Annotated in this window: 13 protein-coding genes; 8 read left to right on the forward strand and 5 right to left on the reverse strand. The window is 67.1% G+C overall.

The window, feature by feature from the left end; all coding sequences use genetic code 11:
* A partial coding sequence (locus TY25_RS08820) for a hypothetical protein (protein WP_042255433.1) occupies positions 1-443 on the reverse strand: 443 nt, incomplete at its 3' end.
* A 116-nt stretch (positions 444-559) separates the two neighbouring features.
* Here TY25_RS08820 and TY25_RS08825 point away from each other — a divergent pair.
* On the forward strand, positions 560-2689 hold the full coding sequence (locus TY25_RS08825; RefSeq protein WP_236639100.1) for a prolyl oligopeptidase family serine peptidase: 2130 nt from the start codon (positions 560-562) through the stop codon (positions 2687-2689).
* Positions 2690-2695: 6 nt separating this feature from the next.
* Here the strand turns inward: TY25_RS08825 and TY25_RS08830 are convergent, their stop codons facing one another.
* On the reverse strand, positions 2696-3439 hold the full coding sequence (locus TY25_RS08830; RefSeq protein ID WP_042255434.1) for a PIG-L deacetylase family protein: 744 nt from the start codon (positions 3437-3439) through the stop codon (positions 2696-2698).
* A gap of 158 nt (positions 3440-3597) precedes the next feature.
* Between TY25_RS08830 and TY25_RS08835 the strand changes: the two genes are divergently transcribed.
* Positions 3598-5322, forward strand: a complete 1725-nt coding sequence (locus TY25_RS08835; protein ID WP_042255435.1) for a thiamine pyrophosphate-dependent enzyme — start codon at positions 3598-3600, stop codon at positions 5320-5322.
* 215 nt (positions 5323-5537) lie between these two features.
* Positions 5538-7103: a peptide ABC transporter substrate-binding protein gene (locus tag TY25_RS08840; protein ID WP_042255436.1), complete on the forward strand. Its 1566-nt coding sequence runs from the start codon at positions 5538-5540 to the stop codon at positions 7101-7103.
* 62 nt (positions 7104-7165) lie between these two features.
* On the opposite strand, the gene TY25_RS42510 is transcribed toward TY25_RS08840, so the two are convergent.
* Positions 7166-7324 carry a Rossmann-fold NAD(P)-binding domain-containing protein gene (locus TY25_RS42510; protein ID WP_201773651.1) on the reverse strand — a complete coding sequence of 53 codons (159 nt, stop codon included), beginning with the start codon at positions 7322-7324 and terminating at the stop codon, positions 7166-7168.
* Positions 7325-7489: 165 nt separating this feature from the next.
* On the opposite strand from TY25_RS42510, the gene TY25_RS08845 reads away from it, so the two are divergent.
* Positions 7490-8386 carry a helix-turn-helix transcriptional regulator gene (locus TY25_RS08845; protein WP_042255437.1) on the forward strand — a complete coding sequence of 299 codons (897 nt, stop codon included), beginning with the start codon at positions 7490-7492 and terminating at the stop codon, positions 8384-8386.
* Between the two features lie 91 nt (positions 8387-8477).
* Positions 8478-9641, forward strand: coding sequence for an acyl-CoA dehydrogenase family protein (locus TY25_RS08850; RefSeq protein WP_169744334.1), 1164 nt, complete (start codon positions 8478-8480; stop codon positions 9639-9641).
* Positions 9642-9644: 3 nt separating this feature from the next.
* Here the strand turns inward: TY25_RS08850 and TY25_RS08855 are convergent, their stop codons facing one another.
* Positions 9645-10133, reverse strand: a complete 489-nt coding sequence (locus TY25_RS08855) for a GNAT family N-acetyltransferase (protein WP_042255439.1) — start codon at positions 10131-10133, stop codon at positions 9645-9647.
* A gap of 78 nt (positions 10134-10211) precedes the next feature.
* On the opposite strand from TY25_RS08855, the gene TY25_RS08860 reads away from it, so the two are divergent.
* Both TY25_RS08860 and TY25_RS08865 read left to right on the forward strand, forming a co-directional pair.
* A complete protein-coding gene (locus tag TY25_RS08860; protein ID WP_042255440.1) occupies positions 10212-10814 on the forward strand; it encodes a ClpP family protease in 603 nt (200 codons plus the stop codon).
* 2 nt (positions 10815-10816) lie between these two features.
* Positions 10817-11410, forward strand: a complete 594-nt coding sequence (locus tag TY25_RS08865) for an ATP-dependent Clp protease proteolytic subunit (protein WP_042255441.1) — start codon at positions 10817-10819, stop codon at positions 11408-11410.
* Positions 11411-11493: 83 nt separating this feature from the next.
* On the opposite strand, the gene TY25_RS08870 is transcribed toward TY25_RS08865, so the two are convergent.
* Positions 11494-11871 carry a helix-turn-helix domain-containing protein gene (locus TY25_RS08870; RefSeq protein ID WP_042255442.1) on the reverse strand — a complete coding sequence of 126 codons (378 nt, stop codon included), beginning with the start codon at positions 11869-11871 and terminating at the stop codon, positions 11494-11496.
* Between the two features lie 133 nt (positions 11872-12004).
* Between TY25_RS08870 and TY25_RS08875 the strand changes: the two genes are divergently transcribed.
* On the forward strand, positions 12005-12334 hold the full coding sequence (locus tag TY25_RS08875) for a hypothetical protein (protein ID WP_029892818.1): 330 nt from the start codon (positions 12005-12007) through the stop codon (positions 12332-12334).
* Positions 12335-12402 lie beyond the last annotated feature (68 nt).

A 12402-nucleotide genomic window follows, 5' to 3' on the forward strand; every position in this document is an offset into this window, starting at 1 on the left:
CGGTCGAGCGCGTTGATCAACACCGGCACCTTGCCGAACGCATGACTCCAGCTGACCTGTGCGGCGAACATGTGCGGATGGCTGGTGGCGACCGCCGCGACGCCGCCGAGCGCGCGAACCCGCTCGACGATGTCGTCGTCGATGTAGGCGGGCGGATCCCAGAGCAGATTGCCGTGCGGCGTCTGCGCGACGAACGACCAGTGGCCGATCGCGAATCGCGGTGTGCGGCGCAGGCTGTGCAGCCCGCGCCCGTGGTCGCGCTGCTCCACCTCGTGCGGTTGTCGCGCGAGTTCCGCATGCGTCGTCCAGTGCCCGTGCGGCCCCAGGTCGCCGCGCTCCTCGATGCTCACCGCGTCGCTGGCGAACACGCAGCCGTTGTCCGGCGGCGGCGCAACGGTATTCGCGTGCTCGAGCCCGCACCCATCACAAATCCAGGTCGTCATACCCGACAGTCTGAAACCTCGACCGCACTCGAGGTCAACCCGTTCATGGGACGTTTTCGGTAGGCTGCCCGGGACAGCTCGGTCGGTGCAGCGAAGTGTGATCCGCAGGGAGCAGCATGAGTGGCGTGGGCGTTCGAGGTATGACCAGGGCCGCCGCGGCAGTGTGCGCGGTGATGACGGTGGCCGCGTGTGGTGGGCGGGACGCGGCTCCGGACGACCCGTTCCTGTGGCTGGAAGAGTTGGACAGTGCGCGGGCGCGCAGCTGGGTGGCGGCGGAGAACGAGAAGACGCTCGGCGTCCTGGAGCAGGACCCGCGCTACGCCGAGAACCTCGCCACGGCAAAGGAACTCGGGAACGCGCCCGACCGCCTGCCGGTGCCGCAGCTGGTGGACGGGCGGATCGCCAACTTCTGGCAGGACCCCGCGCACACGCGGGGGGTCTGGCGGGTCACCTCGGTCGCCGATTACGAGTCGGCGCAACCGAATTGGGCCACGCTGCTCGATCTGGACGCGCTGGCGAAAACTGAGGACGAGAACTGGGTCTGGAAGGGTGCCGACTGTGCGTCGGTGAGCGGAACGCGCTGCTTGATCAGCCTGTCCGAGGGCGGCGAGGACGCGATCACGATCCGCGAATTCGACGTGACCACGGGGCAGTTCGTGTCCGACGGGTTCGTCCTGCCGCGCAGTAAACAGAACGTCGCCTGGTCCGGCGAGGACACCCTGCTGGTGTCGCGGGAATGGCAGCCGGGTGAGGTGACCACGTCGGGCTATCCGTACATCGTCAAGAAGGTGGTGCGCGGCCGTCCGCTCGCGGACGCGACGGAGGTGGTGCGTGGCGACAAGGCGGATGCCCTGGCGACCGCGCCGCTGCTGCTGAGTGACGGAAACGGCAACAGGCTCAACGTCGTTCAGCGCTCGCCGTCGTTCTTCGAACGCAGCTTCACCCTGCTCACCGGGTCGGGCACGGCCACCCTCGCGCTGCCCCCGAAGGCGGACTTCGCCGGACGGGTCGGCGACCGGATCGTGCTGACCGTGCGGCAGGACTGGACGACCGCAGGCGCGACTTTCCGGGCGGGATCGCTGGTGTCGCTGAACGCCGACGAGATGGTGAAAGATCCGCAGCGGCTACGCGCCACCCCGGTGTACGTGCCGGGCCCGACCGAGACCGCGGAGGGTGTACTCGCCACCCGCGATCGGCTGGTTGTCACCTCGATGAACGACGTGCGCGGCCGTGCCGCCATATACACTCCGCAGCCGGACGGTTCATGGTCGGCAGCCCCGGTTCCGTTGCCGGACAACGCCGCGATCGCGACGGTGGACGCGGACGCGAAGGGCAGCGCCGCGTATCTGTCGGTGACGTCCTTTCTGGATCCGACCACCGTGTGGCGGCTGGACACCGTGAGCGGGCAGGTGCAACCGGTGAAATCCACGCCGTCCAGGTTCGATTCGTCCAGGTATGTGGTCGAACAGCACAAGGCCGTCTCACCGGACGGCACCCAGGTGCCGTACTTCATCGTGCACGCCGCCGATCTGCGTTTCGACAGCAGCACACCCACGATCATGTACGGCTACGGTGGCTTCGAGATCTCGCAAACCCCCACCTATGACGGTGTGCTCGGCCGGCTGTGGCTGGCGCGGGGCGGCGCTTTCGTGGTGGCCAATATCCGCGGCGGCGGTGAATTCGGGCCCGCCTGGCATGAGGCGGCGCTGACCACCAACCGGCAGCGTGCCTTCGACGACTTCGCCGCGGTCGGCAAGGACCTGATCACCAGAAACATCACCGCCCCAGAGCATCTCGGCATTCTGGGGGGTTCGAACGGCGGGCTGCTGATGGGTGTCGAGCTCACCCAGCATCCGGAAATGTGGCAGGCGGTGGGCATTCAGGTGCCCCTGCTCGACATGGTGCGCTACGAGAAGATCGCCGCGGGGGCGTCCTGGGTGGGCGAATACGGCAGTGTCGCCGATCCCGCGCAGCGCGCGTTCCTCGAATCCATCTCGCCGTATCGCCAATTGCGTTCCGGTGTGCGATATCCCGAGCCGTTCATCTGGACCACCACCAAGGACGACCGGGTCGGCCCGCAGCACGCCCGCAAGTTTGCCGCGCGGCTCGCCGAACTCGGCAACCCGTACCTCTTCTACGAGGCGACCCAGGGCGGCCACGGCGCGGGCACCACGATCGATGAGCAGGCGCAGATGAGCGCCCTGCAATACACCTATTTCATGCGGCGGCTGATGGGGTCGAGCTAGTGGAGTTCAGACGAAGAACGTCTCGCTGGTGCCGGTGAACCGGTCGAGGGCGTGCGGCGGCAGCACCGCCTGATCGGCTGGATGCTCCGAGATCGGCAGGATCTGGCTGCGGAACTGCGCGATGGCGCGCAATTTGGCCTCGACCGCCGGGCCGGGGAGGGTCAACGTACGGGCCCGGCTGCTGGGCACCACGGGATGTTCGGGAGTCGCCCAGTGCCACATCCAGATCGGGAATTCGAGCAGCCTGGTAGGCGAACCGGCGCAGGCTGCGGCCGCGGCGCGCCCCACTGCCTCGTGATCGGGGTGCCCGTCGTGGCGCCAGGTCGTCGCGCACCACACACCGGAGCGTCCGCATTCGGCGAGCACACCGGTGATGGCGTCGGTGACCGCAGCCTCCGCAGCGGCCACCTTGCCGTCTTCGACGCCCAATTGGAGCGGCGCGTCGGCGCCCAATTCCGCTGCCGCGCGCCGTGATTCGAGCGCACGCAGGTCTGCCAGTTCGGCCGGGGAGTAGGTGGGCGAGCCGGGATGGGAGCCCTCGCCGTCGGTGACCGTGACGACGGTGACCGGCAGGCCTTGCGCACGTGCCAGCGCGATCAACCCGCCGACGCCGAGTACCTCGTCGTCGGGGTGCGGGGCAACCACGACCAGATGCCGCCAGCCCACGAGGGAGAGTTCGTGCTGGCGCTGCCGCCAAGGCGACCAAGCGCTGACCGGGGTGCCTCGGGCGGCCAGGTCGATGATCTGCATGCCCCCGGGCTACCCCGCGCGGTCGGAGGCAAACGGCGGACGTGACCGGAATGTGGTTCACCTCGCTACGCGGCATGGTGTGCTGGTAGCCGGGTATGCCCGCGGAAAGACGAGGTAACGAGGCCGAGAAAGACGACAGACCGCAGAGGAGCCGAGGAATGACCACGATCGCGGAAATGATTGTCAGCGCACTGGCCGAGGAGGGCGTCACCCACATCTGGGGTGTCGTCGGCGACGCGCTCAACCCGATCACCGACGCGATCCGACGCGACGATCGGGTGGAATGGATCGGGGTACGCCACGAGGAGGTCGCCGCCTACGCCGCCGGGGCCCAAGCCCAGCTCACCGGCACCATCGGGGTGTGTATGGGTACGGTCGGACCCGGGTCGATCCACCTGCTCGGCGGGCTCTACGACGCGAAGAAATCGCACGCGCCCGTGCTCGCGATCTGTGGCCAGGTGCCCACCGCCGAGATCGGCAGCGAGTACTTCCAGGAGGTCGACAACGACTCCGTCTTCCGCGACGTCGCCGAGTTCACCGCGACGGTCACCACCGCGGAGCAGATGCCGCGGCTGCTCGAGCAGGCGGTGAACGCCGCCGTCTCGCGTCAGGGCGTCGCCGTGCTGACGATTCCGGGTGATGTCGGGGGACTGAAGCTCGCCGATCCCGATGCCCGCCCGCGGTTCGTCGCCCGCGATCGCACGATCGTTCCCGGCCCCGATGAGCTGCGCCAGGCCGCCGAAACGCTGAACCAGGCGGAGAAGGTGACCTTGCTGGTCGGGATCGGGGCCAGGGAAGCGCGCGCCGAGGCGCTGGAACTGGCGGCGAAGCTCAACGCGCCCATGGTGCTGACGATCAAAGCGAAAGAGGGCCTCGAGGACGACAACCCGTACGCCGTCGGGCAGACCGGGTTGATCGGTAATCCGGCCGCGAACGCGGCGCTCGAGGATTGTGACGTGCTGTTCCTGGTCGGCACCGACTTCCCGTATCGCGACTGGTACCCCACCGGCAAGACAGTCATCCAGCTCGACGCGCGGCTGGAGCACATCGGCCGGCGCACCGCGGTCGACGTCGCGATGGTCGGTCATGCGGGTCCGGCGCTGCGCGAGCTGCTCCCGAAGCTGGACGCCAAGAAATCGGACAAGCACCTGTCGAAGGCGCAGTCGCACTATCAGAGCTGGATGGAAAGTCAGCTGCGGCTGGCCGAGCCGAAGCACGACCGCAAATTCCTGGGCCGGATCCGGCGTCACCTGGACAATCCGGACGAGCTGATCCGCCCCGAGGCGGTCGCCGCCGCGGTGAACAAGCACGCGTCCGACGACGCGATCTTCACCTCGGACACCGGCATGTCGACGGTGTGGCTGTCCCGGTTCCTCACCATGCGCGGCTCGCGCCGGCTGCTCGGGTCGTTCAATTTCGGGTCCATGGCCAACGCGATGCCGCAGGCCCTCGGAGCACAGATCCTCGATCGCGACCGGCAGGTCGTCGCCTTCTGCGGCGACGGCGGACTGCTGATGCTGCTCGGTGACCTGCGCACGGCCGTCACCTACGACCTCCCGTTCACCGCGGTGGTGTTCAACAACGGCCGGCTCGGCATGGTCAAACTCGAGCAGGAGGAAGGCGGCCTGCCCGAATTCGGCACCGTGCTGGACAACCCCGACATCGCCGCGGTCGCGCAGGCGATGGGCCTGCAGTCGCGCCGGGTCACCGACCCGGACGAGCTCGACGGGGCGATTGCGGAGGCGCTGCAGCAACGCAAGCCGGTGCTGCTCGATGTGGTCACCAACCCCGACGAGATCTCCGTGCCGCCGAAGCCCACGCTGGATCAGGCCTGGGGCTTCGCCATCGCCAAGGTCAAGGAGAGCATCGAGAGCCGCGCGTGAGCCGTGACCCGGCCCGGCAGCGCGGGCGCGGGTCTGGTCATCGGTAGATCCCATGACAACCGGGCGCGGAAGGTTTAGTGTCCGAGGACATTCCAAGGTTGTCGGGATCGGGCACGGGGAGTTCCGTCGTGCTCGGGTGTGTCCCGAAAACCGGTTATGAATCGGGAGAACGCGTGAGATTCACAAGAGCTGGTGCGCTGCTCGCGGCGGCACTGATGGCCACAAGCCTCGGGGCGACCGCATGTTCGTCGGACGGCGGTGCGGATTCGAGCATCGTGACCACCAATGCCGGGGAGCCGCAGAACCCGCTGGTGCCCACCAACACCAACGAGAACATGGGCGGTCGCGTGGTCGACCGGCTGTGGGCCGGGTTGAAGTACTACGACGCCGACGGCAAGGCGCACAACGAGGTCGCCGACAAGATCGAAACGACCGACCGGAAGAACTACAAGATCACCCTGAAGCCGGACTGGAAGTTCAGCGACGGCACTCCGGTCACCGCGAAGTCGTATGTCGACGCCTGGAACTACGGCGCGCTCAGCACCAACGCACAGCTGCAGAGCTACGTGTTCAATCCGATCAAGGGCTTCAAGGACGTGTCGGCGGAGAACCCGACGGTCAAGACGATGTCCGGGCTGAAGGTGATCGACGATCGCACCTTCACCGTCGAGCTCGAATCGCCGTCCATCGACTTCGAGACCGAACTCGGTTACGCGCCGTTCTACCCGCTGCCCGAGGTGGCGTTCAAGGACATGAAGGCGTTCGGCGAGCACCCGATCGGCAACGGTCCGTACAAGTTCGCCAGCGACACCGCGTGGCAGCACAACGTGCAGATCGACCTGGTGCCCAACCCGGAATACAAGGGTGGGCGGCCGGCCAAGAACGACGGCCTGCGCTTCGTGATGTACCAGTCGTTCGACACGGCGTACGCGGACTTGCAGGCGGGCAACCTCGACACCCTCGACGTGATCCCCGACAGCGCGATGGGCACCTACAAGCAGGACCTCGGCGATCGCGCGATCACCAAGCCGATCGCGTACAAGGCGTCCATCGGCATCCAGACCACGGTGCCGCACTTCGGCGGCGAGGAAGGACTGCTCCGGCGCAAGGCGCTGTCGATGGCGATCAACCGGGAACAGATCTCGCAGAACATCTTCCACGGCACCCGGATTCCGGCGCGGGACTTCACCGCGAGCACGCTGCCCGGCTTCAAGGGCGACCTGCCCGGCTCGGAGGTGTTGCGGTTCGACCCGACCGAGGCCAAGAAACTGTGGGCGCAGGCCGACGCCATTTCGCCGTGGTCGGGCACGTACGAGATCGCCTACAACTCCGACGGCGGCCACCAGGGCTGGGTCGAAGCCACGGCGAACAGCATCAAGAACACCCTCGGCATCGAGGCCGTCGGCACCCCGTATCCGACGTTCAAGACCATCCGGGACCTGATCAACGCCAAGACGATCAACAAGGCGTTCCGGTACGGCTGGCAGGGTGACTACCCGACGATGCTGCAGTTCCTCAGCGCGATGTACTACAGCTTCTCCGAGACCAACAACGTCAACTACAACAACCCCGAGTTCGACAAACTGCTGAACGATGCGCTGGCCGCGTCGACGCAGGAGGAGTCCTACAAGATCGTCGCGCAGGCGCAGACGCTGTTGTTCAAGGACATGGCCGATATCCCGATGTTCGACTACCAGGCCGCCGCAGGCCGCTCGGAGAACGTCAAGAAGGCCGAGCTGGCCTGGAACGGACTGTTCGACTTCGAGGGAATCGAGAAGTAGCAGTTCGGCATTCGCCGGGTGAGGCCCGCTGACGCGCGAAAGTGTCAGCGGGCCTTCGCTTGTCAGCCCTGCTGGGTGGGGACGACGATCATTTCGGCCACGTTCATCCGCTTGGGTGCCGCGACCGCGTAGCCGATCGCGTCCGCGATGTCCTCGGCCGCAAGGGTTTCCAAGCTGTCGCGCCATTCTGCGAGGCCGGACTTCTGGCTGGTATCGCGCATGCCGTCACCGAGTTCGGTGCGCGCCGGTGACGACCGCCACGCGGCCGGTGAGGTTGTTTGTCATGACCACAACATTCGTGCTGGTCACGACGCCGTGCCAGGGGAAGGACTTCCTGGTAGTGCGAGGGCCACCCAGGATGGCCGGGGCTCACTTACGCTCGAAGCATGGATTCCGACAATCGACTGGGCGCCTTCCTGCGGGCACGGCGCGAGCTGGTGCGCCCGGAGGATTTCGGGATGTCCGGCGGTGGTCAGCGCCGGGTATCGGGCCTGCGCCGCGAAGAGGTCGCGATGCTTGCGGGGATGAGCGCCGACTATTACGTGCGGCTCGAGCAAGGGCGGGACAAGCACCCCTCCGAGCAGGTGGTGGCGGCGCTGGCGCGGGTATTCGACCTGGACGAGGAGGCCACCGCACACCTGCGGGATCTGGCCAGGCCGCCGGTGCGGCAGCGCCGGGCGCCGCAGCGCGCGGAACGCGTGAGCCCCGGGCTGGCTAGCCTGATGGCGCAGTGGCCCAACACGCCCGCGCTGGTGCTCGGCCGGTATCTCGATGTGTTGATCGCGAATCCGCTTGCCGCAGTTGTCAATCCATGTTCGGTGCCCGGCGTGAATCAGGTCCGGATGATGTTCCTCGACCCGGAAGCCCGCCGGATCTATCCGGATTGGTCGCAGCATGCGGCGGAGACCGTGGCGAGCTTGCGCGCCAATGTCGGTACGGATCTGGACGATCCGCGGCTGACCGACCTCGTCGGCGAGTTGTCGCTCAAGAGCGAGGACTTCCGCACCCTGTGGGCCAGGCACGATATCCGCGCGAAGATCGCGGGCCGCAAGCGCTTCGCCCATCCCCTGGTCGGTGAGATGACCCTGGACTACGAGACTTTCACGGTGAACGGTGCGCCGGGCCAGCTGCTCATCGCCTATCACGCCCAACCGGGTTCGGAGTCCGAACGTACTTTGGCCCTGCTCGGCAGCATGATCGCCACCGGCGACCCGCTGTTGCACGACCCCGGCGCGCACACGGTCGAGGCGGGGCGCGGGGGCTCGGTCCGGCCACCGGACTGAACCCTGGGCGGTGTAGCCGAGTCCGGCGATACTCGACGGTGCTTGCGCGGCAGGCGTTGTCGAGATGAGCGGAGGATCTACGGTGCCCGAGATGACGACAGCGGACGAGTTACTTAAAGCCGCAAAGGCTTTCGCGCCAGAGCTGGCGAAGCGACGACAGGAGATCGATGCGGCGCGCCAGTTGCCGGCCGATATCGTCGAGCGGCTGCGCGCGATGGGGATCTACGCGATGGGTTTCAGCACCGAACTCGGCGGGCCCGGGCTCACCTCGCTGGAGCAGCTGGAGGTGTTCGAGGCGCTGGCTTACGGTGACACCGCCACCGGTTGGTGCGCGATGATCGGCGCGGCGACCGGCGTCTACGCCGGATTCCTCGACGAGCAGGCCGTCGCCGAACTGATGCCGACCCGCGATCTCATCACCGCGGGATTGATCGCGCCCGCGGGCCGAGCCGATCGCGTTCCCGGCGGCTACCGGCTGAGCGGGCGCTGGAAACTGGGCAGCGCGATCAACCATGCCGACCTAGTGGTCGGCGGTGCCATGGTGTTCGACGACGGCGCGCCGGCGCGCGCCGACGGTGCGCCGCTCGCCCGGATGTTCTGCATGCGGCGTGATCAGGTGCAGGTCTACGACACCTGGGACAGCACCGGTTTGCGCGGCAGCGGCAGCAACGACTACGCCGTCGACAACCTGTTCATCCCCGAGCACCATTCCTTCGACTTCTTCGAACCGAAAAGCGGCACAGGTAAACTCGCCGAACCGGAGACGTTGCCCCGGGTGATGCCCGGCATTCCGCTCGGTGCCGCGCGGGCCGCGCTCGATCACGTCCGCGAGCTGGCCGAGGGCAAGGTGCTGCCCGGTACCGGCCGGCGGTGGGCGGACAACTATCGCGCCCAATACATCCTGGGGGAGTGCGAAATGGAGTACATCGTCGCCCGTGCCGCGGTGGTGGAGAGCCTGCGTACCCAGTGGGAAGCCTTGGACCACAAGCGTTTCGCCGAACTTCCCGCCGATCTCCGGATCCAAACCCTGCTGACCCGGACCCACGCGTACCGGGCCTGTCGCCGCATCGTCGCCCGGCTGTGCGAGCTGGTCGGCACGGCGTCGGTGTACAAACCGAGCCCGCTCGACATCTGGTTGCGCGACGCCAGCACCATGAGCACCCACCTCATGGCCCACGACCAGATGCTCCAAACAGCAGGCGCCTTCCTGCTCGGCGGCACCCCCGAATTCCCCCTGGTGGTAGGCGAGCACTGAGCCCTACGGTGCGACGGCTTTCACATACCGGTGGGCCGGGACTTCGATGGGACCGTCGGGGCCGGGGGCATGGTGGGTGAACGGCCCCTTGTCGGTCCAGCCGTGGTTTTCGTAGAACTTACGGGCTCGGGCATTGCCCGCGACGACCGCGAGCCAGGCTTCGCGATGGCCGCCGGTGTATACCCGCTGTTCGGCGGCAGCCAGCAGCGGGGCGGCGAGGCCGGTACCGCGGTGCTGGGCGGCGACGTAGACCTGCTCCACCTCGTCGCCTGCCACCATGACGAACCCGGCGACGGTGTCGGCGACGAGCGCGACCGTGGTCTGCGGAATCCGCTGTGCCGCACGGGTATCGAAGGAGGCGCGGGAGCGGACGCGCAGCAGCTCGTCGGGCACGTTGCCCAGGTGTGCGACCTGCCAGCCCTCGTACCAGATCGTCGCGATCGCCGCCGTGTCCTCGGTGCGGGCCTGCCGCAAAGTCGTGCCGTCCTGCATTCGCGCACTGTAGCAACGGCGGTCTGCTGTTGGCAGACACAGCGCCGATCAGGGGCGGAGCGCGACTAGACCTGAGGCATGATCGAAACATCGCACCTGGACTATCGAGGCCAACTAGCCGACAGATTGTTCCGCCATCGGACGATCTTGCTCACCGGTGAGGTCGACGACGCGATGGCCGAGCGGGCCTGCACCGAGCTGGTGCTGCTGTCCGCCGAGAACGCCAAACGTGACATCGTCGTCTACATCAACTCGCCCGGCGGCTCGGTGCTCGCCGGACTCGCCATCTACGACACCATGAAGCTGATCCCCAACGACGTGGTCACCGTCGCGGTCGGATTCGCCGCGAGCATGGGGCAGGTACTGCTCGCCTCCGGCACGCACGGCAAGCGAATCAGTTTGCCGCACAGCCGGATCATGATGCACCAGCCGTCCGCGGGCATCGGCGGCACCGCGATGGACATCGCGATTCAGGCGGAGAATCTCGAGTACATGAAGTTGCAGTCCGAGCAGATCCTCGCGGCCGAGACCGGCCATACGCTCGAGGAGATCCGCGAGGACAGCGACCGGGACCGCTGGTTCACCCCGGAGCAGGCGCGCGAGTACGGGATCGTCGATCGGATCGCCGAAAACTTCCACCAGATCGCACCATTCACCAACGCACATCGAGCGGGGCTGTAGTCATGTCGCAATACACCATTCCGCATGTCATCGAACGGACGCCGAACGGCGAGCGCTCCTTCGACGTGTTCAGCAGATTGCTCAACGACCGAATCATCTTCCTCGGCACCGAGATCGACGACGGTGTCGCCAATGTGGTGATGGCGCAGCTGCTGCATCTGGAGTCTGAATCGCCGGACCGCGAGATCGGCATCTACATCAATTCACCGGGCGGCTCGAACACCGCGATGCTCGCGATCTACGACACCATGCAGTTCATGCGCACCCCGATCGAGACCTACTGCATGGGGCAGGCGGTCTCCGCCGCGGCGGTGCTGCTGGCCGCGGGCGCTCCGGGACGCCGGTATGTGCTCGCGCACTCGCGGGTACTGCTACATCAGCCGTCCGCGCAGGGGCAGGGCACCATTTCCGACCTGGCGCTGCAGGCGGCGGAGGTGATGCGGATTCGCGCGCAGACCGAGGAGATCTTGAGCAAACACACCGGTCAGCGGGTCGAGCAGTTGCGCAAGGACACGGCCCGCGACCGGGTCTTCACCGCCGCGGACGCGGTGGCGTACGGGCTGGCCGACGAACTGATCGTGACCCGCAGCCATTGAGCGCGAATCCAGCGCGGCGTCGAAGGATCACCCGTCGGCGCCGCGGCTCTGGATTACGCGGAACGATTTGTCGCGGAACGGGTTCAGGCAGCCAGCGCCAGCATCTCGACGCGGGTCTCGGAGACCTTGCGGGGGTGCAGCCGGCGCAGCGCGCCCAGGCGGCGCGCGCCGCGGAAGAGCAGCGATTCGATCGGCATGCCGAGCGCGCCGCAGATCGAGTGCAGCATCTCCGAGGACGGTTCCTTGCGGCCCCGCTCGATCTCGGACAGGTACTGCTTGGACATTCCCACCTCGGCCGCGACCTCGGCCAGCGTCCGATCCTGGTCCAGCCGCTCGTCCCGGAGCACCTCACCGTAGACGGCACGCAACAGCGGCGTCGCCGCCTCGACCGGCTCGCGATGGGGTTCGGCGCGGCGGCGCGCAGCGAGATCGACTACCACGCCATCCTCTTCTGCTGCCATACCCAAGAGTCTCGCACCCCGCGCCGCCGCTCGACGCGATGTTCACCCAGGGCGGAAGTGCCACCCGTGCGCGGGCGTCGGCAAGCATGTTTGCGCAGTGTTATCGGGGTACTCGATGCGCAGGAGGTGTGACATGCCGAAGCAATGGAGTGATAAACGGGAACGTCAGTACGAGCACATCAAGGACTCCGCCGAGGATCGCGGCGCGAGCACCAAACGGGCCAAGGAGATCGCGGCACGGACGGTGAACAAAAACCGTGCGCAGTCCGGCGAATCCAAGACCGCGAGCCGTTCCTCGATCAAGGACAAGTCACCGCAGAGCCGCGGCGGACAGCGTTCCGGGCGCAAGGGGCCCAAGGGGCCGACCCGCGACCAGCTGTACAACGAGGCGCGCCAGCGCAACATCGAGGGCCGTTCCAAGATGAACAAGTCCCAGCTGGAATCCGCGCTCGGCCGTAAGTAGCCGCCGGAATGCGCTCCCGGCGCAGGGTTTTGACCTGCGCGGGAGCGCATTCGCGCGGGTGGGGGAGT

This window comes from Nocardia brasiliensis NBRC 14402 (genome assembly GCF_000308475.2).
Classification (GTDB): Bacteria; Actinomycetota; Actinomycetes; order Mycobacteriales; family Mycobacteriaceae; genus Nocardia; species Nocardia brasiliensis.

Coding starts and splice junctions, on each gene's coding strand:
- TY25_RS08825 (WP_236639100.1), top strand. CDS start 560: ATGAGTGGCGTGGGCGTTCGAGGTATGACCAGGGCCGCCGCGGCAGTG.
- TY25_RS08830 (WP_042255434.1), bottom strand. CDS start 3,439: ATGCAGATCATCGACCTGGCCGCCCGAGGCACCCCGGTCAGCGCTTGG.
- TY25_RS08835 (WP_042255435.1), top strand. CDS start 3,598: ATGACCACGATCGCGGAAATGATTGTCAGCGCACTGGCCGAGGAGGGC.
- TY25_RS08840 (WP_042255436.1), top strand. CDS start 5,538: ATGGCCACAAGCCTCGGGGCGACCGCATGTTCGTCGGACGGCGGTGCG.
- TY25_RS42510 (WP_201773651.1), bottom strand. CDS start 7,324: ATGCGCGATACCAGCCAGAAGTCCGGCCTCGCAGAATGGCGCGACAGC.
- TY25_RS08845 (WP_042255437.1), top strand. CDS start 7,490: ATGGATTCCGACAATCGACTGGGCGCCTTCCTGCGGGCACGGCGCGAG.
- TY25_RS08850 (WP_169744334.1), top strand. CDS start 8,478: ATGACGACAGCGGACGAGTTACTTAAAGCCGCAAAGGCTTTCGCGCCA.
- TY25_RS08855 (WP_042255439.1), bottom strand. CDS start 10,133: ATGCAGGACGGCACGACTTTGCGGCAGGCCCGCACCGAGGACACGGCG.
- TY25_RS08860 (WP_042255440.1), top strand. CDS start 10,212: ATGATCGAAACATCGCACCTGGACTATCGAGGCCAACTAGCCGACAGA.
- TY25_RS08865 (WP_042255441.1), top strand. CDS start 10,817: ATGTCGCAATACACCATTCCGCATGTCATCGAACGGACGCCGAACGGC.
- TY25_RS08870 (WP_042255442.1), bottom strand. CDS start 11,871: ATGGCAGCAGAAGAGGATGGCGTGGTAGTCGATCTCGCTGCGCGCCGC.
- TY25_RS08875 (WP_029892818.1), top strand. CDS start 12,005: ATGCCGAAGCAATGGAGTGATAAACGGGAACGTCAGTACGAGCACATC.